This window comes from Streptomyces sp. NBC_01089, from assembly GCF_045162975.1.
Taxonomy (GTDB): Bacteria; Actinomycetota; Actinomycetes; order Streptomycetales; family Streptomycetaceae; genus Streptomyces.
Map to the genome: position 1 here is coordinate 5,192,435 of NZ_CP108660.1, position 22,228 is coordinate 5,214,662.

A 22,228-nucleotide genomic window follows, 5' to 3' on the forward strand; every position below is an offset into this window, starting at 1 on the left:
CGCCGCCGGTGTGCTCGGCGGGCCGCGCCGGTTGCCGTGGAGCCTGCCAGTCGCCGGTGTCCTCACGGTGAGATCCACCGGTCCGCCCCGTGAATGAGCGGTGCGCGGGACGGTCACGGCAGCGAACATACATCGATGTATGATACTTCCCTGTATGTTGAGGGAGCCGTTGAGTGAGCCGGCCCGGCAGGTGGCACGGAGCTGGGACGACGCGGCTGGGATACGGAGCACCATGGACTTCTACGGACGCCGACACGTCTTCGACGACCTCGGCCGCCGTCTGGACCACATCCGCGAGACCGGCACCGGTCGGCTGCTCGCCGTGCGGGGGCGGCGTCAGGTGGGCAAGTCCCGCCTCTTCACACGCTTCGTCGAGCGGGCCGGACTGCCGTACCTCTACTTCACGGCGGTCAAGAACGCGCTGCCCGCGGCACAGCTGCAGACTCTCACCGCGGATCTGCACACATCGACCACTCCGCTGAAGGACGCGGAGACTCTGTTCGCCGCCCCGCCGGCGGACTGGCGTGATGCGTTCGGCCGCATCGCCGTCGCCTGCCGCGATACGCCCTCCGTCGTGGTCATCGACGAGTTCCCGTGGGCCGCCGGAGCTGATCCAGCCCTCGAAGGGCAGCTGCAGAACGCCTGGGACCGGCAACTCGAGCACACGCCTGTGCTCTTCGTTCTGATCGGCTCGGACGTCACCATGATGGAACGGCTCACCGAGCACGACCGGCCCCTGTACGGGCGGGCGAAGAACCGGACGATCCTGCCGTTCAATCCGGCCGAGTGCGCCGAGGCGCTGGGCTCCGGCGCCGATCCCATGGCCGCGTTCGACACCGCGCTGGTCACCGGTGGGTACCCCCGCCTCGTGGCGGACCGCGCGCGTACGGCGAGCACCACAGCTTTTGTGCACGAGCAGTTGAGCGACGAGAACAGCGATCTCGCGGTGATGGGCCAGCGCTCGCTGGACGCGGAGTTCCCCGATGCCCAGCAGGCCCGCCGGGTGCTCTCGGCGATCGGCGGTACGGAAATCGGCTCCGGCACCTTCAGCCAGGTCGTCGGGAGACTCCCGGAGGCGGGCTCCGCCGCGCAGACAGCGGTGACGCGTGCCATAAGAGTGCTGACGGAGAAAGGGGTGGTGACTGTCGACGTCCCTGTCGGGAGCAGCCCTGGCAGCAGGCTCCGCCGCTACCGCATCGCCGACCCCTGTCTCCGGTTCTGGTTCCGCTTCGTCGAGGAGCAACTGCCCCACATCGCGCGGGGCCGCCCGGACATCGCCCGTGGCGTTTTCGACCGCGGCTGGCCCAGCTGGCGGGGCCGGGCGGTCGAACCTCTCGTCCAGGACGCGGTGTCGCGCCTCAGCCCGGGGATGCCGGGGCTGGGGGGCGCGGGCCAGGGCGGCAGCTGGTGGAACCGCGACAACAGCGTCGAGTACGAAGTCGTCCTGCCGGCCGCGGCCGGAAAGGAGGTGCTGCTCGTCGGATCGGTGAAGTGGCGCGAGAACAAGCGGTTCGGCGCACGGGAACTGGAGCGTCTCGCCGACGCGAGGCACTACGTCCCCGGCGCCGACGCCGCCCGCCTGCTGGCGGTGTGCCCGGCCGGACTCGCCGACGGTGTACGCCCCGACCTCACCCTCACTCCCGCCGACCTGCTGGCAGCCTGGCAGCGCTGACCGCCGCCGCAACACCGCCCCGGACAAAGGGTTCTGGCGCGGGGGGCGGCGGTCCTGACGCTGCCGCCGACGCGGCAGCTCCCCGGCCGGGGCCCCCGCCCCGCACCCGCCGTACGACGGCCGCCCCCACCAGTACCGCCAGGGCCAGGCCCCCTGCCGCCGATCCGAGCCGTAGTCCCGGTGGGTGGAAGGCGCAGCTCACCGTTGTCGTGCCCGCGGGCAGTGGCACCGCCACCAGGCCCAGATAGGAGCGGGCCGGGCGGTCGGCCGCGGTGCCCGGGTGGCACTGCCAGCCCGAGATGCGCGGCATCGCGAACACCGCCGTTCCCTTGGAGCCCGGGGGGAGTTGGGCCCGTACGGTGTCGTCGGTGACCCGGACCGACCGTGCGCCCGTCGCCGTCAGACGGGCCACCGCCGTGGCCAGCTTCGGGCGGGACAGACAGCCCGTCCTGCCGTGCGGGTCCGGGGTGACCGCCGTGTCGCCCGGGGCCCGGCCCATCGGCTGGAGCGCGGCGCGCCTGCCCCGCTGCCCGCCGCGCAGCTCCACCGGGGCGCCGTCGCCGAGCCGGGCCTGGCCGGTGAAGTCCGGGGCCGAGTAGAAGACGTCGGTGCCGGCCGGGCAGATGTCCGCGTACGTATATACGTGTGCGCCGAGCAGCAGCTCCTGGTTCCGGAACGGGGAGCGCCCGAAGTGCGGCACCGGGCCCGGCGGCCGTACGGTCACCAGCGGGGGCGCGGCCTGGCGCCGCACCGTCACCGCGCCCGCGCCCTTCGCGCCCGGCGCGGAGCTGACGCGCGCGCCCACCGAGAAGATCGCGTCCGTCACCGGGTTGTCCAGCGACTGGATGTTCCGGCCGCGCGAGGTCCAGCCGTCCCCGAGCGCGGCCATGGTCCGGGTGTACGGGTCGGGGGTCATGCTGCTGTAGTACGAGCCGCCCTCGCCGCCGACCAGCAACGGGTCGTTCCCGGTGGTCTGCTGACGCCCCGGGTCGGTGCGGTAGCGCGGCCAGCCGTCCGCCCCGGCGACCGCGGCCGCCTCCTCGTCCAGGTGGCGGCCCCACGGTGCGTAGTCGTCGAGCCGGTGGATCTTGACCCGGTCCGCGTACGCCGTCGTCGCCGCGGCCTGCCCGGCCTGCGCGCCCACCAGCAGCAGCACGGCGACAACCGGCTGCCAGCGGAGCACCCGGGGCCGCCCCGCGTGCTCTGTGCTTGCCTGCTCTGTGCCCGCGTGCTGTTTGCCCGCCGCCCCGGCGGCCCGCCCCACCCGCCCCGCCCGCCCCAGCAGGAGCAGTCCGCCTACCACCGCTGCCAGGCCCAGGCCGAAGAGCGGATACGTATATACGGTGACCGTCCGCGAGAAGGCCGCGCAGGCCGCCCCGGCCGCGAGCACCCCCGCCCCGCCGGCCAGTGCCCGGCGGCCCGGCAGCCCGTACGACAGCGCTGTCCAGGCCGCGATCACCAGCAGACCGCTCAGTACGAACGTCTGGCGGTACGGGCTGCCGTTCGGTGTCGCGAACAGATGCCAGAGCAGATGCGTGGGCTTCCACTGCATCGACAGCGCCACCAGCACCACGAGCCCCGCCCACGCGGCCCGTTCGCGGCGCGGCACCGCCCGGTGGAAGGCCAGCGCGCACGCGAACAGCAGGGTGCCCGTGCCGAGGAAGAGCGCCGGGGTCGAGAAGCTGTACGTCGCGGGGAGCGTGCGGGCGAACACATCCGTCCAGGCGGCGGGCGCGAAGTCCCGGGTCCAGCCCGGGTACGCGTGCCGGGTGCCGAGGAAGACCGTACAGAGGAGCGGCGCGGCCAGACCGATGCCGAGCAGGACCGTCCCGGCCGCCCTGAGCAGCACCCGGATCCGGCGGCGCGCCCCCGTCTCCGTGAGCAGCAGCCGTACGAGCAGCACCAGTGCGGCCCCGATGGTCGCCATGTACGCGGTGTAGAAGTTCGCGGTCCACGCGAGCGCGACGACCACCGGCCCGAGCAGCGGTCTGCGCCCGCCCCGTACCCACTCGCCGACCAGGCACAGCAGCGGGAAGGCGATCAGCCCGTCCAGCCACATCAGGTTGTATGACGCCTCCAGGACCGACCAGCCGCAGAGCGCGTACGAGGCGCCGAACAGCCCGGCCGCCCACCAGCGGCCGGGGCGCAGAGTGAGGAGCAGCGAGGTCATCGCCGCCGACGCCGCCGCCATCTTGAGCAGCGTGACCAGATACACCGCGAGGTCGATCCGGTCCTTCGGGAAGGCCGCCACCAGCAGCGCGAACGGGCTGCTCAGATAGGTCCCCAGATCCGGCAGGAACGATGTGCCGTACCCCGACTGCCAGTTGACGAACAGCCCGCCGTGGGCCCTGCCGTGCAGCAGGTCCTGCAGATGGGCGTGGAAGGGGATGTACTGGTTGCCCAGGTCGCTGATGCTGCGGTGGCGGGGCCCGTAGGGGTAGATCCGGGCCGCGGCGTCCCCGGCGAACACGGCCAGTACGGTGAGCAGCATGGCCAGTACGGTGGCGCGGAGACGGGGCGTCACTGCCGGACGGCGGGGGTTCATCCTCCGAATATGGCAGCGAATGTGCTGAATCGGCCTGAAATACGGTGAGTTCACCCAACCGTCGCCGGGACTTCACCCCCGCCCGTTCTCAGGAGCGCGTACGCAGATGAACACCGCACGGCCGGCCGCTTCGGCCAAGCTGGGCCAGCTGGTCCGTTTCGCCCTCGTCGGCGTGGTGAACACCGGGACGTACTACGGCTGTTACCTGCTGCTGCTCACCCGGCTCCCGTACCTCGCGGCGCACACGGTCGCCTTCTGCCTCAGCATGGTCGGCTCGTTCTTCATGAACGCCAGGTTCACCTACCGGATCCGGCCGACCTGGCGGAAGTTCCTGCTCTTCCCGCTGACCAACGCGGCGAATTTCGTGATCACGACCGGCGGGGTGTACCTGCTGGTGGATGTGGGGCACATCGGCGCGCACTACGCGCCGCTGGTCGCCGCGGCGGCGGCCATTCCGCTCACTTTTGTCATCTCCCGGATGATCATGCTCCGCCCCGACAACCGGGAAGCCCCTGAATCGTTGGTCGAACCAGTGGCCCCGGCCACACCAAGTGCCTAACATCGATCAACGCAAGGTCTTGTGCACCGAAGCACAAACCCGCCCGGTGCACCGAAGCACAGACTCGCCCGCCAGGAGGCTCCTTTGCACCGCCGTCGTCGCACTGCGCTCTCCGTGTCCGTCGCCCTCGTCGCCGCGGCACCGCTCCTCGCCGCCTGCGGCAGTCAGCCCCACCCGGGTGCCGCGGCCGTCGTGGGCAAGGACCGGATCACCGTCGCCGCCCTCCAGACGCAGGTGAACGACGTGCGCGCGGCGCAGAACAAGTCGCCGCAGGCCGCCGAGCTGATCAAGAGCAGCAACAACCTCAGCGGCATGAAGCTCGGCACCATGATCTTCGACCGGGTGCTGGCGAAGGCCGCGTCGGACGCCGGGGCGAAGGTCACCCGCAAGGACGTCCAGGACGCGCGCGCCCAGCTGGTCAAGCAGGCGGGCAGCGAGCAGCGGCTCCAGCAGGTCTACCTCCAGCAGAACGGCATCGCCCCCGGCCAGATCGACCAGGCACTCCAGGAGCAGGTCACCGCGTCGAAGCTGGCCGCGAAGCTGGGCGGCGCCTCGCTCAGTACTCCGCAGGGCCAGAGCGCCGTGCTCCAGGCGATGATGAAGACCTCCAGGGCGATGGGCGTGGACGTCAATCCGCGCTACGGGGTCTGGGACGCGAAGAAGAGCCAGCTCGGCGCGTACAAGACGCCGTGGATCACCGAGGTCACCAAGGAGCAGACCGCGCAGTCCGCCGGGACCGGAGTCAGCGCGGCGGGGTAGTTTCGACGGGTGACCGCTGAGAACACCCCCGACGCCTCTTCCGCCTCTGACGACGCGGCCGCCCCCGGCCGGGTCGTGCTGCTGACCACCAGCCACCGGGTCGCGCCGGGACTGCTGTCCTGGCCGGCCTGGCAGCTGCTGCACACGGCGGACCGGGTGCTCTGCGCGGACGCGGGCCATCCGGAGCTGCCGTATCTCCGTGAGGCAGGCGTGACCGTCGAGCAGACGGCACCCGACGCGCACCGGCTGGTCGAGGAGTGCGCGGGCGGCCGCACGGTCGTCGTCCTCCCGTCGGGCGAGGGCGACCGGCAGCTGACCGACGGCCTGGCCAGGCTCGCGGGCAGTGGCCGGGTGCGGATGCCGGATCTGGAGCTGCTGCCCGGTTCGTACGATCTGCCCGGCGCACGCCTGCTCGACCTGGTGCAGGTGATGGACCGGGTACGCCGCGAGTGCCCGTGGACCTCCCAGCAGACCCACCGGGGGCTCGCCAAGTACCTGATCGAGGAGGCGTACGAACTCGTCGAGGCGATCGAGGACGGCGACCGCGACGAACTGCGCGAGGAACTGGGTGACGTCCTGCTCCAGGTCGTCTTCCACGCCCGGATCGCCCAGGAGGGCACCGGCGAAGAAGGAGAGGATGGAGAAGGGGACGAGCCCTTCTCCATCGACGATGTCGCGGGCGGCCTGGTCGAGAAGCTGATCCGCCGCCACCCGCATGTGTTCGGCGACGAGACGGCGGAGACCGCCGAGGACGTCCACGCCCACTGGAACCGGACCAAGGCGATCGAGAAGCAGCGCACATCGGTGACGGACGGCGTCCCGGTCGGCCAGCCGGCCCTCGCGCTCGCGGCGAAGCTGACCTCGCGGGTGCGGGGTTCGCAGCTCGACGTACCGCTGCCGACGGGCGAGGGCGTCGGCTACCGGCTGCTCGCCCTGGCCGCGAGCGCGGAGGCGGCCGGCACGGACCCGGAGGCGGCACTGCGCGCCGCGGCACGGGCGTACCGGGACGCGATCCGGGCCGCGGAGAAGGCCGCACCCGGTACGACTACCGTCGAGGAGTGACCGACAACAGCACCGCAGGCCCGGCCCCCGCCCTCTTCACCTGGGAGTTCGCGACCGACCCGTACCCCGCCTACGCCTGGCTGCGGGAGAACGCGCCCGTCCACAGGACCGCGCTCCCCAGCGGCGTGGAGGCATGGCTCGTGACCCGGTACGCGGACGCGCGGGCGGCACTCGCCGAGCCCCGGCTGTCGAAGAACCCCGCCCACCACGCGGAGTCCCCGCACGCCAAGGGCAAGACCGGCATTCCGGGCGAGCGCAAGGCGGAGCTGATGACGCATCTGCTGAACATCGACCCGCCGGACCACACCCGGCTGCGGCGCCTGGTCTCCAAGGCGTTCACCCCGCGCACCGTGGCGCTCTTCGCCCCGCGCGTACAGGAGCTGACGGACCAGCTGATCGACGCCTTCGTGGCGGACGGGCAGGCCGACCTCATCCATGACGTCGCGTTCCCGCTCCCCATCTACGCCATCTGCGACCTGCTGGGCGTCCCCCGCGAGGACCAGGACGACTTCCGCGACTGGGCGGGCATGATGATCCGTCACGGCGGCGGCCCGCGCGGCGGGGTCGCCAGGTCGGTCAAGAAGATGCGGAACTACCTCGCCGAACTCATCCACCGCAAGCGCGAGAACCCCGGCGACGACCTCATCTCCGGGCTCATCAGGGCGAGCGACGACGGCGAGCACCTGACCGAGAACGAAGCGGCCGCCATGGCGTTCATCCTGCTCTTCGCCGGGTTCGAGACGACGGTCAACCTCATCGGCAACGGGATGTACGCGCTGCTCCGCAACCCGGACCAGCGCGAACGCCTTGAGGCGTCACTGGCGGCGGGGGAGAGCGGCCTCCTCGCCACCGGTGTCGAGGAACTGCTGCGTTACGACGGACCGGTGGAGCTGGCGACCTGGCGGTTCGCCACCGAGGCGCTGACCCTGGGCGGGCAGGCCGTCGCGGAGGGCGATCCCGTACTCGTCGTGCTGGCCGCCGCCGACCGCGACCCCGAGCGTTTCACCGAGCCCGACACGCTCGACCTCTCGCGCACCGACAACCAGCACCTCGGCTACGGACACGGCATCCACTACTGCCTGGGCGCCCCACTCGCCCGGCTGGAGGCACAGACCGCGCTCGCCACCCTGCTGCGGCGCCTTCCGGAGCTGCGACTTGCGGTGGAACCGGGGGATTTGCGCTGGCGCGGCGGGCTCATCATGCGGGGATTGCGCACGCTTCCGGTGGAGTTCGGCACCCGGGCCGGTGACCCGCCGGTCTGACGGCCTGACCAGTACATGACTGACGTGCCGTCAAGAATGTGACTTTCACGTGATCTCCGCTGCATCGACTTGTGACTGGCGTTCGAGTGCGGCTACGTTCACCCCTCGACTCATCCGTCACACGGAAGGCCACCGCATGCGCACCGGGAACGGTCGGCACCGCCGCCCCCGTCAGGCTCCAGCTCTTGTCGTAGCGGCAGGAGTTACGGGCTCGGCCATCGCCCTTCCGCTGCTGGCATCGACCGGCGCCCACGCGGCCGACGCCACGACCTGGGACCGGGTGGCGCTGTGCGAGAGCGGCGGCATCTGGAGCGCCGACCTCGGCAACGGCCACTACGGCGGACTCCAGTTCTCGCAGACGACCTGGGACAAGTACGGCGGCGGGCAGTACGCGGCCCGCCCCGACCTGGCCAGCCGCTCCCAGCAGATAGCCGTGGCCCAGAAGGTGTACGCGGCCGAGGGTGCGACGCCCTGGGCCAGTTGCGCGGCCATCGCCGGGCTGACGAAGGGGGACGCGGACACGGCCACCGTGGACCCGGGCTCCCCGGACACCGCGAGCCCGACCCCCTCGGCTTCGGCCGGCTCGGGGAAGGACGCGGCGGACCCGGACGCGAGCGCGGATGCGACTGCCGGAGCGAATGCGGACGATACGGGGCAGACACCGTCGAAGCAGTCATCGGCGAGCCCGAGCCCGTCCGATTCGCCCTCGGGCTCCCCTTCCAGCTCCGCATCTCCGTCATCTCCGTCATCTCCGTCATCCGGCTCTTCTTCGGACGCAACGGGCGGTTCGGACTCTTCGCCTGATTCAGGCAAGACGGGCAAGACCGGCAAGGCGGGTACTTCGGGAACCGTGGACTCCAGTGCGTCCGACACGCCCGACACGCCCGACTCCGGGACGCCCGCGCCTTCTGACTCGGCGACATCCGCCGACTCGGGGGCCGGTAAGCACCGGGGTGGCGCCGACGACGGGTCGGGCACGAGCCGCGACGAGGCCGGCCGCCATGCCTCGCGCGGCGGAAACCCCTCCCGGGATGACGCCCGTACGGACGGCAGCTACACCGTCCGCGCGGGTGACAACCTCTGGGCCATCGCCAAGGCGCACGATCTGCCCGGCGGATGGCCCGCGCTCTATGCGGCGAACCATCAGACGGTCGGAGACGACCCGGACTTCATCGTTCCTGGCCAGAGCCTTGATCTCGACCCAAAACAGGGGTAGTTAGCTCCTGTATGTCCGCTTCTGTTCGAGTGAGACATGGCTCTCGTCGGTCCTGCTGAATGTCCGGACTGTCCGCCCGGCGCACGCCGCCCCTCACCTGCGAAAACGGGACATGCGTGGTCGTAAACCAGGGATTTGCTCGCCGATGTTCATCTTTGAATATCGGGGGGTCCTGTGATTACGGTCAGACCGCTCGCACCGCGGGCCTCTTCGATCGCCACGCCGAATCCTGCCATCGGTCGAAGGGAAGCAGTTGACGCTAAGAAGCGCCGCAGGCAGGAGCGGGGGACCCAGGTAAGCGCCGGGGCCGGCCGTCCGTTCAGAGTCAGAGAACGGCACGAACCGGGACCGGCTTGGGGTGAAGCTGTGCGCTAGGCCGCGCAGCCGGGCAACTCATTGGCCCGAACCCGACAGCTCACCTCGTAGGCGTCGGTGAGGAGATTCTTCATGCTGTTTTCCAGCAAGTCCAAGCACCGTCGCCCCTCGAAGGCCGTCCGTGTCGCCACGCTCGCCGGTGTCGCCGGTGCGGCCGTGGCCGTGCCGCTGATCGGTGCGACCTCCGCGTCCGCCGCCTCGGTCTCCACCTGGGACGCCGTCGCGCAGTGCGAGTCCGGTGGCAACTGGTCCACCAACACGGGCAACGGTTACTACGGTGGCCTGCAGTTCAACAACTCCAGCTGGGCCGCCGCCGGTGGTACGCAGTACGCCCCGCGTGCCGACCTCGCCACCAAGGGCCAGCAGATCGCCACCGCCGAGAAGCTCCTCGCCATGCAGGGCCCGGGCGCCTGGTCCTGCGCCGGTGCCGGCAACCTGACCAGCGGTGGCCCGAGCCCGGACGTCTCGACCTCGTCGAACAGCTCCTCCTCGTCGAGCGCCGACCAGCAGAGCAGCCACAGCGACCAGCAGGCCGCTTCGCGCAGCGAGGCCCGCACCAGTGCGCCGGCCGCTCCGAAGCACGCCGCGCCGCGGACGATCCAGAAGGGCGACGGCGAGTACAAGGTCAAGGCCGGCGACACCCTCTCCACGATCGCCAAGGCCGAGCACGTCTCCGGTGGCTGGAAGAAGGTCTACGACCTGAACAAGGACATCGTGAAGGACGCCAACCTGATCTTCCCCGGTCAGCAGCTCCACCTGAGCTGATATCGGCTCTCCCCCAGCACCCCCGGCCCGGCGCGACTCCCCCGTACGCGCCGGGCCGGGGGCCTGTCCGCCGGTTACCAGTCAGTAAATTTGCTGACTTTCACACCGTCATACGATCTTTTGGGCCCTTTTTCGTCCCAGGGTCCGGGCGCCCTGCCGGTTGATCCCCCCGAGCCGGTTAGGCTCTTGTCGCAAGGCCAAGGACAAAGAGACCCTGCGCCCATAGCGTCACATCCCAGAAGGAGATGCTAGTGCCGTCCATCGACGTCGTCGTAGCCCGGGAAATCCTGGACTCCCGAGGCAACCCCACGGTCGAGGTCGAGGTCGGCCTCGACGACGGCAGCACGGGCCGTGCCGCCGTCCCGTCCGGCGCCTCCACCGGTGCGTTCGAGGCCATCGAGCTCCGCGACGGTGACCCCAACCGTTACCAGGGCAAGGGTGTCGAGAAGGCAGTCCTCGCCGTCATCGAGCAGATCGGCCCGGAGCTCGTCGGCTACGACGCCACCGAGCAGCGCCTGATCGACCAGGCGATGTTCGACCTGGACGCGACGGAGAACAAGGGCTCGCTCGGCGCCAACGCCATCCTCGGCGTCTCGCTCGCCGTGGCGCACGCCGCGTCCGAGGCTTCCGACCTCCCGCTCTTCCGTTACCTGGGCGGCCCGAACGCGCACCTGCTGCCCGTTCCGATGATGAACATCCTGAACGGCGGGTCGCACGCCGACTCCAACGTCGACATCCAGGAGTTCATGATCGCGCCGATCGGCGCCGAGTCCTTCTCGGAGGCGCTCCGCTGGGGCGCCGAGGTCTACCACACCCTCAAGAAGGTCCTGAAGACCAAGGGTCTGTCGACCGGCCTCGGTGACGAGGGCGGCTTCGCGCCGAACCTGGAGTCGAACCGCGCCGCCCTCGACCTCATCCTGGAGGCCATCAAGGAGGCCGGTTACGCGCCGGGCAAGGACATCGCGCTCGCGCTCGACGTCGCCGCCTCCGAGTTCTACAAGGACGGCAAGTACGAGTTCGAGGGCAAGTCCCGCTCGGCCGCCGAGATGACCGAGTACTACGAGGAGCTCGTCGCCTCGTACCCGCTCGTCTCCATCGAGGACCCGCTGTACGAGGACGACTGGGACGGCTGGAAGGTCATCACCGACAAGCTGGGCGCCAAGGTCCAGATCGTCGGCGACGACCTCTTCGTCACCAACCCGGAGCGGCTGGCCCGTGGCATCGAGGAGGGCTCCGCCAACGCCCTGCTCGTCAAGGTCAACCAGATCGGTTCGCTGACCGAGACCCTCGACGCCGTCGAGCTCGCCCAGCGCAACGGCTTCAAGTGCATGATGTCGCACCGCTCCGGCGAGACCGAGGACGTCACCATCGCCGACCTCGCGGTCGCCGTGAACTGCGGCCAGATCAAGACCGGCGCCCCGGCCCGCTCGGACCGCGTCGCCAAGTACAACCAGCTGCTGCGCATCGAGGAGATCCTCGACGACGCCGCGGTGTACGCGGGCCGCTCGGCGTTCCCGCGCTTCCGCTCCAGCTGACACGGCGGGCGCCGGCACGGCCGAAGAACTGAATAAAGAGCTGAATCAGCTGAATCAGCAGTAAAGGCGCAGCCACGCGCAGCCGTCCCCGTACCCGGTCCCGTACCGTGTCCGGGGACGGACGTGCGTGTGTAACGGGGAGGCGGCATGGCAGGGAACCGGGACCGGTTCTCCACCGCGACCAGGCTCAGGGTGCTCGGCGAGCAGACCGCGGCCCGTGTCTACCGTTCCCAGTCCAGGCGCCAGGCGCGCAGGCCCCGGCTCACCGGCCGGGCGGCGATACTGCTGATGGTGCTCTGCACCCTGGTGGTGGCGCTCGCGTATCCGATGCGGCAGTACGTGTCCCAGCGCAACGACATCGCCGACCAGCGGCGCCAGGTCAGCGACGCGAAGGCGCGCGTCGAGGAGCTGCGGGACGAGAAGGCCCGCCTCCAGGACAACGCGTACGTGGAGCGGCTGGCCCGCGAGCAACTGCACTATGTGCGGCCGGGGGAGACCAACTACACGATGGTCGATCCCGACTCCCGCACCCAGCGCTCCGGCGGCAAGGGCGCGGCTGACCGGCCGTGGTACTCGAACCTGTGGGACGGCGTGGACAGCGCGGACCGTACCAAGGGCCCCTAGCCACGCCGTACGCCACGCGCCTCCGCCTCCGGCCACGCACCTGACTTCACAGGCACTCACTTCACAGGCACTCACCTCACACGTACTCAGATCCAAGGCAGGCATGGAAACGCCCCCTCCGCAGACCGAACATACCGAGCCCACCGACGCGGACATCAGCGCGTTCAAGGAGCAGCTCGGCCGCCCGCCCCGCGGGCTGCGCGCCATCGCGCACCGCTGCCCGTGCGGCAACCCGGACGTCGTCGAGACGGCCCCGCGTCTGGAGGACGGCACGCCGTTCCCGACGACGTACTACCTGACCTGCCCGCGTGCCGCCTCCGCGATCGGCACGCTGGAGGCGAACGGCGTCATGAAGGAGATGACCGAGCGCCTGCGCACCGACCCCGAACTGGCCGCCGCCTACCGGGCCGCACACGAGGACTACCTCGCGCGCCGCGACGCGATCGAGGTCCTGGAGGGCTTCCCGAGCGCGGGCGGCATGCCGGACCGGGTCAAGTGCCTGCACGTCCTGGTGGGGCATTCGCTGGCCGCGGGACCCGGCGTCAACCCGCTGGGCGACGAGGCGATCGCGATGCTGCCCGAGTGGTGGGCGAAGGGCCCGTGCGTGCCGCGGGCGCGGGACGGCGAGGGCTCCGCCCCGCTCGGCGACAGTCTCTGAGGATCCGGGCCGGGACGGAACCCCGGCTCCACGAGAGGACACCCATATGACCCGCGTCGCTTCCATTGACTGCGGTACGAACTCCATCCGTCTGCTCGTCGCGGACGCCGACCCCGCCACCGGTGAACTCGTCGACCTGGACCGGCGGATGACCATCGTCCGGCTCGGCCAGGACGTCGACAGGACGGGCCGGCTCGCCCCCGAGGCGCTGGAGCGGACCTTCGCGGCCTGCAAGGAGTACGCCGAGGTCATCAAGGCCCACGGCGCCGAGCGCCTCCGCTTCGTGGCCACGTCCGCGTCCCGCGACGCCGAGAACCGCGACGAGTTCGTCAGCGGGGTGCGCGACATCCTCGGCGTCGAACCCGAGGTGATCACCGGCGACCAGGAGGCCGAGTTCTCCTTCACCGGCGCGACGAAGGAGCTGGCGGGGCAGGGCGGTGAGTATCTGGTCGTGGACATCGGCGGGGGCTCCACCGAGTTCGTCGTCGGGGACGAGCACGTCAGGGCGGCCCGCTCCGTGAACATCGGCTGCGTACGGCTCACCGAGCGGCACGTCCGCCACGACCCGCCGACGCTCGGCGAGATCACCGCGATGCGTGCCGACATCGACGCCGCGCTGGACGAGGCGGCGGAGACGGTCCCGCTGTCCGGGAACCGCATGCTCGTCGGCCTCGCCGGTTCGGTGACCACGGTCGGCGCCATCGCGCTGGGGCTCGACGCCTATGAATCGACCGCGATCCACCACTCCCGGATCACCGCGGCGCAGGTCGGCGAGATCGCCGGCACCCTGCTGATCTCGTCCCACGAGGAGCGGGCGGCGATCCCGGTGATGCATCCGGGGCGGGTGGACGTCATCGGCGCGGGCGCGATGATCCTGCACTCCGTGATGAAGCGGACCGGGGCCCGCGAGGTGGTCGTCAGCGAGCACGACATCCTCGACGGCATTGCTTGGCATGCCGCACTCGACGACGAGTGACCCTCTGCTGTGAGGCGGCCCGGAGTCTCAGGGCTCCGGGCCGCCTGATCTCAGATGGTGCGGTAGACGTCGCGCCGGTCGCCGATCTTGACGACGAGGATGATGAGCTCGCCGTCTTCGACCTGATAGGCGACCCGGTAGCTGCCGACCCGGAGCCGATAGAGGCCCGACGGGCCGGTGAGTTTCCTGATGTCGGCGTCCTCACGGTACGGATCGTCGCCGAGCGCGGTCAGCGCCGCCAGGATGCGCATGGCGGCAGGCCGGTCGATGGCCCGAAGTTGCCGCTGTGCGGCTGTGGTGAACCGGAACTCGTACTTCACGCCGCGTCGTCGGTGCGCTCGGCGAACAGGTCTGCCAGCAGCTCAGCCATAGGCACCGTCGGGCCGCCCTGGGCCAGGACCGCTTCCGCCTCCCGGGCCAGCAACACGTCGGCTGCTTCCTCCAGTGCGTTGAAGTCCGCGATCGGCACCACGGCCGCGACGGGCTCGCCGTTGCGGGTGATCACCGTAGGTGTGCCCTCCTCGGCACGATTGATGTGGTCCGCCAGGTGTGCGCGGGCTTCCCGTACAGTCACAGTGCTCTCGGCCATAAAGGAAGTGTACGCACGATCGTGTACACGTACACGACTCGGGATTGAGTGACGCTTTGGAGGCGATGCCCGACGGCATCGCGTGGAGCGTCGCCGGCGAGTGACCTTCCGGGCGCGACGGGCCCGCCGGTGCGGGTGATCACCGTAGGCGTACCGCCCTCGCGATACGCCGGCCGGAGCCCCGCCCTGGCGGCTTTCGCGAGGCCCCTTCGGGGGGCGCTCTGACAGCGTTGTCAGCCTTCCGGGGCGCCCTCGGTGGCCGTTCCGGCGACCGGCCGCGAGAAAGTTCGTGAAGTTCTTCACAAGGAATTGGGGCCTGTCGGCCGAAGATCCGTGGACATTCGCCCCCGGCGGGTGCCCGTAAGCCCCTGTCGCGTCCTTCGCGGGCGGTGTCCTGCGTGTTGCGGGCGGATGACACCGGGCGGTGGTCCACCCGGTGCGACACCGTGAGGGCCAGCTCAAGAGGGGTGGACAACGTCCGCCGAGGCATGCTGGTTCCCCTGTGCGGGAGTGACCTGCGTCATGCGGGTCGCGCAGTGTAGCAGAGGTGTCCAGGGACCTTGTGAAGGGGCGCACGAGGTACCCCCTCCCATGAGGTGGATACTCGTTGCCATGAGCACCACGGAGCGTCCCAGGATCCTCGTAGTTGGAGGCGGGTACGTAGGCCTGTACGCAGCTCGACGCATTCTCAAGAAGATGCGCTACGGCGAAGCGACCGTCACGGTCGTGGACCCGCGCTCGTACATGACGTACCAGCCCTTCCTCCCCGAAGCTGCTGCCGGCAGCATCTCGCCTCGGCATGTCGTCGTCCCGCTGCGACGCGTGCTGCCCAAGGCAGAGATCCTCACCGGCCGAGTCACCACGATCGACCAGGACCGCAAGGTCGCCACGGTCGCGCCGCTCGTCGGCGAGGCTTACGAGCTGCCCTTCGACTACCTGGTCATCGCGCTCGGCGCGGTCTCCCGCACCTTCCCGATCCCCGGCCTCGCCGAGCAGGGCATCGGTATGAAGGGCGTCGAAGAGGCGATCGGCCTGCGCAACCACGTCCTCGAGCAGCTCGACAAGGCCGACTCGACGACCGACGAGGACGTCCGCCGCAAGGCGCTCACCTTCGTCTTCGTCGGCGGTGGCTTCGCGGGAGCGGAGACCATCGGCGAGGTCGAGGACATGGCCAGGGACGCCGCGAAGTACTACACCAACGTCAAGCGCGAGGACATGCGCTTCCTGCTGGTCGACGTGGCGGACAAGATCCTTCCCGAGGTCGGGCCGAAGCTCGGCGCGTACGGCAAGGAGCACCTGGAGTCCCGCGGTGTCGAGGTCTACCTCAAGACCGGCATGGACTCCTGCGTCGACGGCCACGTGGTGCTGAACAACGGCCTCGAGGTCGACGCCGACACGCTCGTCTGGACCGCCGGCGTCAAGCCGAACCCGGTCCTGGCCCGTTACGGTCTGCCGCTCGGCCCCCGCGGCCACGTGGACACATCCGAGAAGCTCCAGGTGCAGGGCACGGACTACATCTGGGCCGCGGGCGACAACGCGCAGGTCCCGGACATGGCCGCCCGCAAGGCCGGTGTCGAGAACGCCTGGTGCCCGCCGAACGCCCAGCACGCGCTGCGCCAGGCCAAGGTCCTCGGCGACAACGTCATCTCGGGCATGCGCGGCTTCCCGCAGGGCGACTACGAGCACGCCAACAAGGGTGCGGTGGCGGGCCTCGGCCTCCACAAGGGCGTCGCGATGATCGTCATGGGCAAGATGAAGATCAAGGTCAAGGGCCGTCTCGCCTGGTACATGCACCGTGGTTACCACGGCCTCGCGGTGCCGACCTGGAACCGCAAGATCCGCGTCGTCGCCGACTGGACGCTCGCGATGTTCCTCAAGCGCGAGGTCGTCTCGCTCGGCGCCATGGAGACTCCGCGCGAGGAGTTCTACGAGGCGGCCAAGCCGGCGCCCCGTCCCGCCGCGGCGAAGTCCGAAGCGGGCAAGCCCGATGCCGGGTCGAAGGCCGACGCCGAGAAGGCCAAGGCCTGACCCCGTAGTACAGCAGGTCCGTTCAGGCCCGAAGGGCCGCCCGCCATCCGTGGTGCGGGCGGCCCTTTCGGCGTTCCGGGACAGATGTACATGTATCCACCATGGATTTTACGCTCCCGTTACGTGGTATTGGGACTGTGGCAGCGGGTGTTCGGTGTTTACCTACTGCTGAGCCTTTTCCATCTGTACGGAGGTGTGCGCCATGGCCGACGCCGCGCTGCGGCTGACCACTCTCGCCGAGGAGCTGCTGGGAGCCCCGCTCCCCGTCCGCATCCGGGCCTGGGACGGCAGCGAGTCAGGGCCGCCGGGTACGCCCGTTCTCGTGATCCGTCACCGGCGAGCCCTGCGGCGGCTGTTGTGGAAGCCGGGGGAGCTCGGCCTGGCCCGCGCCTGGGTCGCGGGCGAGATCGACGTGGACGGCGATCTGTACGCGGCGCTCGATCTGCTCGCCGGTCTCATCTGGGAGCGCGACGACCCGGCGGAGCTCAAGAAGGCGCGCCTCCCGCTGTTCGACCCGAAGCTGCGGGCCGCCGCCCGCGGACTGCTCGACATCGGCGGGCTGCTGCCCCCGCCGCCCCCGCCCGCCGAGGAGATCAGACGCCGCCGGGGCCCGGTCCACACCAAGCGCCGCGACCAGCAGGCGATCAGTCACCACTACGACGTCGGCAACGACTTCTACGAACTGGTGCTCGGGCCTTCGATGGTCTACTCCTGCGCCTACTGGGCCGAGGACTCCACGCTGGAGACCGCCCAGCGCGACAAGCTCGACCTGGTCTGCCGCAAGCTGGCGCTCAAGGAGGACATGCGGCTGCTCGATGTCGGCTGCGGCTGGGGCTCGATGGCCATCCACGCCGCCCGCGAGTACGGCGCCCGGGTCACCGGTGTCACCCTCTCCCGCGAGCAGGCCGTGTACGCGCGCAAGCGCATCGCCGACGAGGGCCTGACCGACCGTATCGAGATCCGCGTCCAGGACTACCGGGACGTCAAGGACGGCCCGTACGACGCGATTTCGTCGATCGGGATGGCCGAGCACGTCGGCTCCGTCCGCTACCGGGAGTACGCGGACGATCTGTTCGCGCTCCTCAAGCCGGGCGGCCGGCTGCTGAACCACCAGATCGGCCGCCGCCCCGAACGGGACGAATCGGCGTACGAGATCGACGCGTTCATCGACTCCTACGTCTTCCCCGACGGCGAGCTGTCACCGATCGGCCGGACCGTGGAGCTGCTGGAGGAGGCCGGCTTCGAGGCCCGTGACGTCGAGATGCTCCGCGAGCACTACGCGCTGACGCTGCGTGAGTGGGTCGCCAATCTGGAGGCGCGCTGGCCGGAGGCGGTCCGGCTGACGAGTCCGGGCCGGGCCCGGGTCTGGCGGCTGTACATGGCCGCCTCCGCGCTCGCCTTCGAGAACAACCGGATCGGCGTCAACCAGGTGCTGGCCGTGAAGACCCCGGAGGGCGGGGCCTCCGGCCTGCCGCGCCGGACCCGCGACTGGCGCTGACCGGCCGGGGTACGCGAGGTACACCGCAGCACGGAGGCCCGGGACACTGTCGATGTCCCGGGCCTCCCGCCTGCGTATGACCTGTGGCGGACCGTCTACTCCGTCTTGATCGCCGTCAGCATGTTCAGCCGTGCGGCGCTGCGGGCCGGCCAGAGGGCGGCCAGCACTCCGACGACCGCCGCGAGCGCCAGGAAGACGGCGATCCGGCCCCACGGCATGACCAGCACGTAGTGCGGGATGCTCGACTTGATGGTCTGGCCGACCGCCCAGGCCAGGAAGGTCCCCAGCGCGATCCCGACCACCGCGCCGAACAGCGAGATCACCACGGCCTCCAGCCGGATCATCCGCTTCACCTTGGCCCGGTCGAGGCCGATGGCCCGCAGCATCCCGATCTCCTGCTGACGCTCGAACACCGACATCGCCAGGGTGTTGATGACGCCGAGCACCGCGATGATCAGGGCCATCGCCAGCAGCCCGTACATGACGTTCAGGGTGGTGTTGATCATGCCGCCCATGGCGTTGCGGATGTCCTGCTGGTTCAGGACGGAGATGGCCGGGTTGCCGCCCATCGCGTCGACCAGGGTCTGCTCACCCGAGCCGCCGTCCGTCTTCACGAAGATCTGCTGGATCTCCGGCTTCTTCTCGTGTGCGGTGAGCACCGTCATGGGGGCCAGGACGGGCGAGACGAACTGGTTCTCCTCGAAGACCGCGCCGACCGTCAGCGAGCCCTTCTTGTCGTCCAGGTACTTCGCGGACACCTTGCTGCCGGGCTTCCAGCCCTTCTTCTCCGCCGTCTTCTGCTCGACGGCGATCCGGCCGTGGGCGAGCGAGTCCAGCGAGCCCGAGACCACCGGGAGGCTGAGCACCTGCTGGATGTCGCCGGGCTTCACCCCGGAGACCGCCTGGTCGCTGCCGTCGATGACGATCTGGCTGCCGGCCTGCGGGGAGACCGCGGTGACGCCCTTCGCCTTCTCCAGCGCGGTGACGGTGGAGGGGGTGAGCGACATGCCGTTGGCCATCTCGACCATGTAGTCGCCCTTGAAGTTATCGGTGGTCATCCGGTCCACGGACTGGCCCACCGTGACCCCGATCACCGTGAGCCCGGTGACCAGCGTCAGACCGATCGCCAGCGCGGATGCGGTGGCCCCGGTGCGGCGCGGGTTACGGACCGCGTTCTGGCCCGCGAGCTTGCCCGACACCCCGAACACCCGGGTCAGCAGCGGCCGTACGAGCGCGATGACCGGCCGGGAGAGCAGCGGGATCAGCACGATCACACCGATCAGGGCCAGGAAGGCACCGGCACCGATCATCATCCGGCCGCCGGAGCCGGCCGACGCACCGGCGAGGATCACCACGGCGCCGAGCAGGGTGATGACGGCGCCGATCGAGTTCCGTACCACCAGGGACTTGGTCGTGGCGGGCAGATGGGCGCTGCCCATGGCAGCGACCGGCGGGATCTTCGCCGCCCGGCGGGCGGGCAGCCAGGCGGCGAGCACCGTGATCACCACGCCGACGAGCAGCGCGGCCAGCGCGGTGCCGGGCGCCACGATCAGCGGACCGCCGGGCACCTTCGCCCCGAACGAGCCCATCGCGGAACGCAGTCCAACGGCCAGGCCGATACCGAGTACGAAGCCGACCACGGATGCGACCGTGCCGACCACCAGCGCCTCGGCGAGCACCGAGCGGGTGACCTGCTTGCGGGAGGCGCCGACGGCGCGCAGCAGGGCCAGCTCCTTGGTGCGCTGGGCGACGAGCATGGTGAAGGTGTTGGAGATCAGGAAGATCCCGACGAAGAGCGCGACCGCGGCGAATCCGAGGAGCATCTGGCTCAGCCCCGACATCTCCCGCTCGATGTCCTTGGCCTGCTGGTCGCCCAGCTCCTTACCGGTCTGGGCTTCGGCGTTCTTGGGGAGCAGCGGCTTGACCGAGGCGAGGAGCTTCGACTCGGAAGTGCCGGGGGAGGCCGCGATGTTGACGTCCTGGTACCAGCCGGGCTGCAGATAGAGCTTCTGCGCGACCGCGGTGTCGAAGAGGACCAGGCTGCCGCCCGCGCCGACCGCTCCGTCGTCGGTGGTGAAGATCCCGGCGAGGGTGTACGTACGGACCGGTCCGTTCGTCGCGACCCGCACGGAGTCGCCCACGTGGTAGCCGCCCTTGTCCGCGGTGTCCCGGTCCAGCGCGATCTGGCCGGCCCGCGCCGGGCCCGAGCCGTCGGTGATCGCGTACTGGCTGTCCTTGCCGTGGGCGCCGGGGGAGTAGTTCCCGCCCTTGTTCGACCAGCCGTTGCCGATCAGCTTGCCCTTGTGGTCGGCGACGCCGGCGAACCCGCTGACGCGGCCGGTGGCCGATGTGACACCGTCCAGGCCCCTGATCCGGTCCAGGGTCTTCGTACTGACCCCGGGGGGCTCCTTGGGGTTGTCCTGGTCGGAGTAGGAGGTGACGGACACGGCCATGTCCGAGTAGTTCTTGGCCGACTGGTTGCGGAAGGCGTGGCTGAGGGTGTCGGTGAAGACCAGGGTGCCGGAGACGAACGCCACGCCGAGCAGCACGGCGAGGACGGTCATCAGCAGCCTGGCCTTGTGCGAGAGCACATTGCGCAGGGCGGTACGGAACATGGTGGGTGTCAGTCCTGAGGTGAGGAGCAGGCGGAGCGGGCGGAGTCGCCCGTACGGAGTGGGGCCGGCCGGGCCCGGGTCAGCTGGTACGGCCCCGGGCGTCGAACTCCTTCATCCGGTCCAGTACGGCGTCGGCGCCGGGCGCCAGCATCTCGTCGACGATCCGGCCGTCGGCGAGGAAGATGACCCGGTCCGCGTAGGCGGCGGCCATCGCGTCGTGCGTCACCATGACGACGGTCTGGCCCAGCTCCCGCACGGAGTTGCGCAGGAAGCCGAGTACCTCGGCGCCCGAGCGCGAGTCCAGGTTCCCGGTGGGCTCGTCGCCGAAGATGATGTCGGGCTGCGAGGCCAGCGCGCGGGCCACCGCGACGCGCTGCTGCTGGCCGCCGGAGAGCTGGGTGGGGCGGTGGCTGAGCCGGTCCTTGAGGCCCACCATCTCGATGACGTTCGCCAGCCACGCCTTGTCGGGCTTGCGGCCCGCGATGTCCATCGGCAGCGTGATGTTCTCGGCGGCCGTCAGCGTGGGCAGCAGGTTGAACGCCTGGAAGATGAAGCCGATCTTGTCCCGGCGCAACTGTGTGAGCTGCTTGTCCTTCAGGGTGCTCAGCTCGGTCTCACCGATGCGTACGGATCCCGCCGTGAAGGTGTCGAGGCCCGCGACGCAGTGCATCAGCGTCGACTTCCCGGAACCGGACGGGCCCATGATCGCGGTGAACTCGCCCTGCCGGAAGTCCACGGAGACGCCGTCCAGGGCGACCACCTGGGTCTCCCCGTGGCCGTACACCTTGGAGAGGTCGGTGGCGCGGGCAGCCACCGCGGTGGCGCGGCGGGCGGTGGTGGTCGAGGTCACGTGGAGCTCCTGTTCGGAACGGGATGCGGGGACCTCTTCATCCTGTCTGCCGCCCGGCGCCGGAACGTCACTCCGCATACCCGTTCCCGTAGCCCTCTTGAGAGGGACCGGGAGGGCGCCGCCTCCTCCTCCGGTATGACACCACCCCCGAGACGGCCCGCCGGGGGCACACGGGCCGGGCGGCCCGGCCGGTACGGGCGGCGGGGTACGGCGACTTTCCGTCAATCCCGTACCCCCCGGTACGGGCCCGCCACCACGTGCGGCATGTGCCGATGGCGCATCCACTGGCTGACGGACCTTCAGGCATCAATAAAATAAGACAACATCGGGTTAAGGGTCCGCTGTCCGGGCGGCGCGTCCGGATAGTCTCTGAATCGCGAATGCGGTGCCGCGCGTCTTGCCCGGATGGTGGAATGCAGACACGGCGAGCTTAAACCTCGCTGCCCCTCGGGGGCGTACCGGTTCAAGTCCGGTTCCGGGCACCACCGCGCAAACGGAACCTGACCCGCGGAAGCGACCCGAACCGGCTCACCTGCTGTGTCCTTGGGTGTGCCGTGGGCGCGTACGGCCGGCCCGCTTCCCCTCCTTCGGACTCCGCGGTGTCCCCTGAGGCACCGCGAAGTCATTGCCGAGGCAGCTG

Annotated in this window: 18 protein-coding genes, 1 tRNA gene and 1 riboswitch; of the genes, 14 read left to right on the forward strand and 5 right to left on the reverse strand. The window is 70.2% G+C overall.

Going from position 1 to position 22,228, the window contains the following annotated elements; all coding sequences use genetic code 11:
- Window positions 1-232 precede the first annotated feature (232 nt).
- Complete coding sequence (locus tag OG510_RS23370) at window positions 233-1,672, forward strand: ATP-binding protein (protein WP_406139309.1); 1,440 nt, start codon at window positions 233-235, stop codon at window positions 1,670-1,672.
- Here OG510_RS23370 and OG510_RS23375 read toward each other — a convergent pair.
- On the reverse strand, window positions 1,635-4,217 hold the full coding sequence (locus tag OG510_RS23375; protein WP_406139311.1) for a YfhO family protein: 2,583 nt from the start codon (window positions 4,215-4,217) through the stop codon (window positions 1,635-1,637). The two genes, OG510_RS23370 and OG510_RS23375, sit on opposite strands and share 38 nt — an antisense overlap.
- Window positions 4,218-4,323: 106 nt before the next feature.
- Between OG510_RS23375 and OG510_RS23380 the strand changes: the two genes are divergently transcribed.
- From OG510_RS23380 to OG510_RS23425, 10 genes are all read left to right on the forward strand, one after another.
- On the forward strand, window positions 4,324-4,776 hold the full coding sequence (locus OG510_RS23380) for a GtrA family protein (RefSeq protein WP_406139312.1): 453 nt from the start codon (window positions 4,324-4,326) through the stop codon (window positions 4,774-4,776).
- An 84-nt stretch (window positions 4,777-4,860) separates the two neighbouring features.
- Complete coding sequence (locus tag OG510_RS23385) at window positions 4,861-5,535, forward strand: SurA N-terminal domain-containing protein (protein ID WP_406139314.1); 675 nt, start codon at window positions 4,861-4,863, stop codon at window positions 5,533-5,535.
- Between the two features lie 9 nt (window positions 5,536-5,544).
- Complete coding sequence (locus OG510_RS23390; RefSeq protein ID WP_406139316.1) at window positions 5,545-6,597, forward strand: nucleoside triphosphate pyrophosphohydrolase; 1,053 nt, start codon at window positions 5,545-5,547, stop codon at window positions 6,595-6,597.
- Window positions 6,594-7,859, forward strand: a complete 1,266-nt coding sequence (locus OG510_RS23395; RefSeq protein ID WP_406139318.1) for a cytochrome P450 — start codon at window positions 6,594-6,596, stop codon at window positions 7,857-7,859. Before OG510_RS23390 ends, OG510_RS23395 begins: the two co-directional genes overlap by 4 nt.
- Before the next feature lie 136 nt (window positions 7,860-7,995).
- Window positions 7,996-9,075: a transglycosylase family protein gene (locus OG510_RS23400; protein ID WP_406139319.1), complete on the forward strand. Its 1,080-nt coding sequence runs from the start codon at window positions 7,996-7,998 to the stop codon at window positions 9,073-9,075.
- Window positions 9,076-9,332: 257 nt separating this feature from the next.
- Window positions 9,333-9,519, forward strand: a riboswitch (cyclic di-AMP (ydaO/yuaA leader).
- A 3-nt stretch (window positions 9,520-9,522) separates the two neighbouring features.
- Window positions 9,523-10,215 (forward strand): transglycosylase family protein, encoded by a 693-nt coding sequence (locus OG510_RS23405; RefSeq protein WP_406139320.1) that lies wholly within the window; start codon window positions 9,523-9,525, stop codon window positions 10,213-10,215.
- Window positions 10,216-10,460: 245 nt separating this feature from the next.
- On the forward strand, window positions 10,461-11,750 hold the full coding sequence (gene eno / locus OG510_RS23410; protein ID WP_164260962.1) for a phosphopyruvate hydratase: 1,290 nt from the start codon (window positions 10,461-10,463) through the stop codon (window positions 11,748-11,750).
- Window positions 11,751-11,897: 147 nt separating this feature from the next.
- Complete coding sequence (locus OG510_RS23415; protein WP_164260959.1) at window positions 11,898-12,374, forward strand: septum formation initiator family protein; 477 nt, start codon at window positions 11,898-11,900, stop codon at window positions 12,372-12,374.
- A 103-nt stretch (window positions 12,375-12,477) separates the two neighbouring features.
- The gene (locus tag OG510_RS23420) at window positions 12,478-13,032 is read left to right on the forward strand and encodes a DUF501 domain-containing protein (protein ID WP_406139322.1); all 555 of its coding nucleotides are present in this window, start codon (window positions 12,478-12,480) and stop codon (window positions 13,030-13,032) included.
- Between the two features lie 46 nt (window positions 13,033-13,078).
- On the forward strand, window positions 13,079-14,008 hold the full coding sequence (locus OG510_RS23425; RefSeq protein ID WP_406139323.1) for an exopolyphosphatase: 930 nt from the start codon (window positions 13,079-13,081) through the stop codon (window positions 14,006-14,008).
- A 50-nt stretch (window positions 14,009-14,058) separates the two neighbouring features.
- Here the strand turns inward: OG510_RS23425 and OG510_RS23430 are convergent, their stop codons facing one another.
- Both OG510_RS23430 and OG510_RS23435 read right to left on the reverse strand, forming a co-directional pair.
- The gene (locus OG510_RS23430; protein ID WP_406139325.1) at window positions 14,059-14,328 is read right to left on the reverse strand and encodes a type II toxin-antitoxin system RelE/ParE family toxin; all 270 of its coding nucleotides are present in this window, start codon (window positions 14,326-14,328) and stop codon (window positions 14,059-14,061) included.
- Window positions 14,325-14,597, reverse strand: coding sequence for a type II toxin-antitoxin system Phd/YefM family antitoxin (locus OG510_RS23435; RefSeq protein ID WP_200692811.1), 273 nt, complete (start codon window positions 14,595-14,597; stop codon window positions 14,325-14,327). Before OG510_RS23435 ends, OG510_RS23430 begins: the two co-directional genes overlap by 4 nt.
- A 612-nt stretch (window positions 14,598-15,209) precedes the next feature.
- Between OG510_RS23435 and OG510_RS23440 the strand changes: the two genes are divergently transcribed.
- Both OG510_RS23440 and OG510_RS23445 read left to right on the forward strand, forming a co-directional pair.
- The gene (locus tag OG510_RS23440; RefSeq protein ID WP_164260950.1) at window positions 15,210-16,625 is read left to right on the forward strand and encodes an NAD(P)/FAD-dependent oxidoreductase; all 1,416 of its coding nucleotides are present in this window, start codon (window positions 15,210-15,212) and stop codon (window positions 16,623-16,625) included.
- A 202-nt stretch (window positions 16,626-16,827) separates the two neighbouring features.
- Window positions 16,828-18,123 carry a class I SAM-dependent methyltransferase gene (locus tag OG510_RS23445; RefSeq protein ID WP_406139326.1) on the forward strand — a complete coding sequence of 432 codons (1,296 nt, stop codon included), beginning with the start codon at window positions 16,828-16,830 and terminating at the stop codon, window positions 18,121-18,123.
- Window positions 18,124-18,218: 95 nt separating this feature from the next.
- Here the strand turns inward: OG510_RS23445 and OG510_RS23450 are convergent, their stop codons facing one another.
- Together OG510_RS23450 and OG510_RS23455 are read right to left on the reverse strand one after the other, a co-directional pair.
- Window positions 18,219-20,738, reverse strand: coding sequence for an ABC transporter permease (locus OG510_RS23450; protein WP_406139328.1), 2,520 nt, complete (start codon window positions 20,736-20,738; stop codon window positions 18,219-18,221).
- A gap of 79 nt (window positions 20,739-20,817) precedes the next feature.
- Window positions 20,818-21,588: an ABC transporter ATP-binding protein gene (locus tag OG510_RS23455; RefSeq protein WP_406139330.1), complete on the reverse strand. Its 771-nt coding sequence runs from the start codon at window positions 21,586-21,588 to the stop codon at window positions 20,818-20,820.
- Window positions 21,589-21,987: 399 nt separating this feature from the next.
- Here OG510_RS23455 and OG510_RS23460 point away from each other — a divergent pair.
- Window positions 21,988-22,073: transfer RNA gene (locus OG510_RS23460), tRNA-Leu, on the forward strand.
- The last annotated feature ends 155 nt before the right edge of the window (window positions 22,074-22,228 follow it).

Excerpts from the sequence above, each read along its gene's own strand:
- OG510_RS23380 (WP_406139312.1), top strand. The coding sequence starts at position 4,324 with ATGAACACCGCACGGCCGGCCGCTTCGGCCAAGCTGGGCCAGCTGGTC.
- OG510_RS23400 (WP_406139319.1), top strand. The coding sequence starts at position 7,996 with ATGCGCACCGGGAACGGTCGGCACCGCCGCCCCCGTCAGGCTCCAGCT.
- OG510_RS23370 (WP_406139309.1), top strand. The coding sequence starts at position 233 with ATGGACTTCTACGGACGCCGACACGTCTTCGACGACCTCGGCCGCCGT.
- OG510_RS23375 (WP_406139311.1), bottom strand. The coding sequence starts at position 4,217 with ATGAACCCCCGCCGTCCGGCAGTGACGCCCCGTCTCCGCGCCACCGTA.
- eno (WP_164260962.1), top strand. The coding sequence starts at position 10,461 with ATGCTAGTGCCGTCCATCGACGTCGTCGTAGCCCGGGAAATCCTGGAC.
- OG510_RS23440 (WP_164260950.1), top strand. The coding sequence starts at position 15,210 with ATGAGCACCACGGAGCGTCCCAGGATCCTCGTAGTTGGAGGCGGGTAC.
- OG510_RS23415 (WP_164260959.1), top strand. The coding sequence starts at position 11,898 with ATGGCAGGGAACCGGGACCGGTTCTCCACCGCGACCAGGCTCAGGGTG.
- OG510_RS23450 (WP_406139328.1), bottom strand. The coding sequence starts at position 20,738 with ATGTTCCGTACCGCCCTGCGCAATGTGCTCTCGCACAAGGCCAGGCTG.
- OG510_RS23420 (WP_406139322.1), top strand. The coding sequence starts at position 12,478 with ATGGAAACGCCCCCTCCGCAGACCGAACATACCGAGCCCACCGACGCG.
- OG510_RS23405 (WP_406139320.1), top strand. The coding sequence starts at position 9,523 with ATGCTGTTTTCCAGCAAGTCCAAGCACCGTCGCCCCTCGAAGGCCGTC.
- OG510_RS23445 (WP_406139326.1), top strand. The coding sequence starts at position 16,828 with ATGGCCGACGCCGCGCTGCGGCTGACCACTCTCGCCGAGGAGCTGCTG.
- OG510_RS23425 (WP_406139323.1), top strand. The coding sequence starts at position 13,079 with ATGACCCGCGTCGCTTCCATTGACTGCGGTACGAACTCCATCCGTCTG.
- OG510_RS23435 (WP_200692811.1), bottom strand. The coding sequence starts at position 14,597 with ATGGCCGAGAGCACTGTGACTGTACGGGAAGCCCGCGCACACCTGGCG.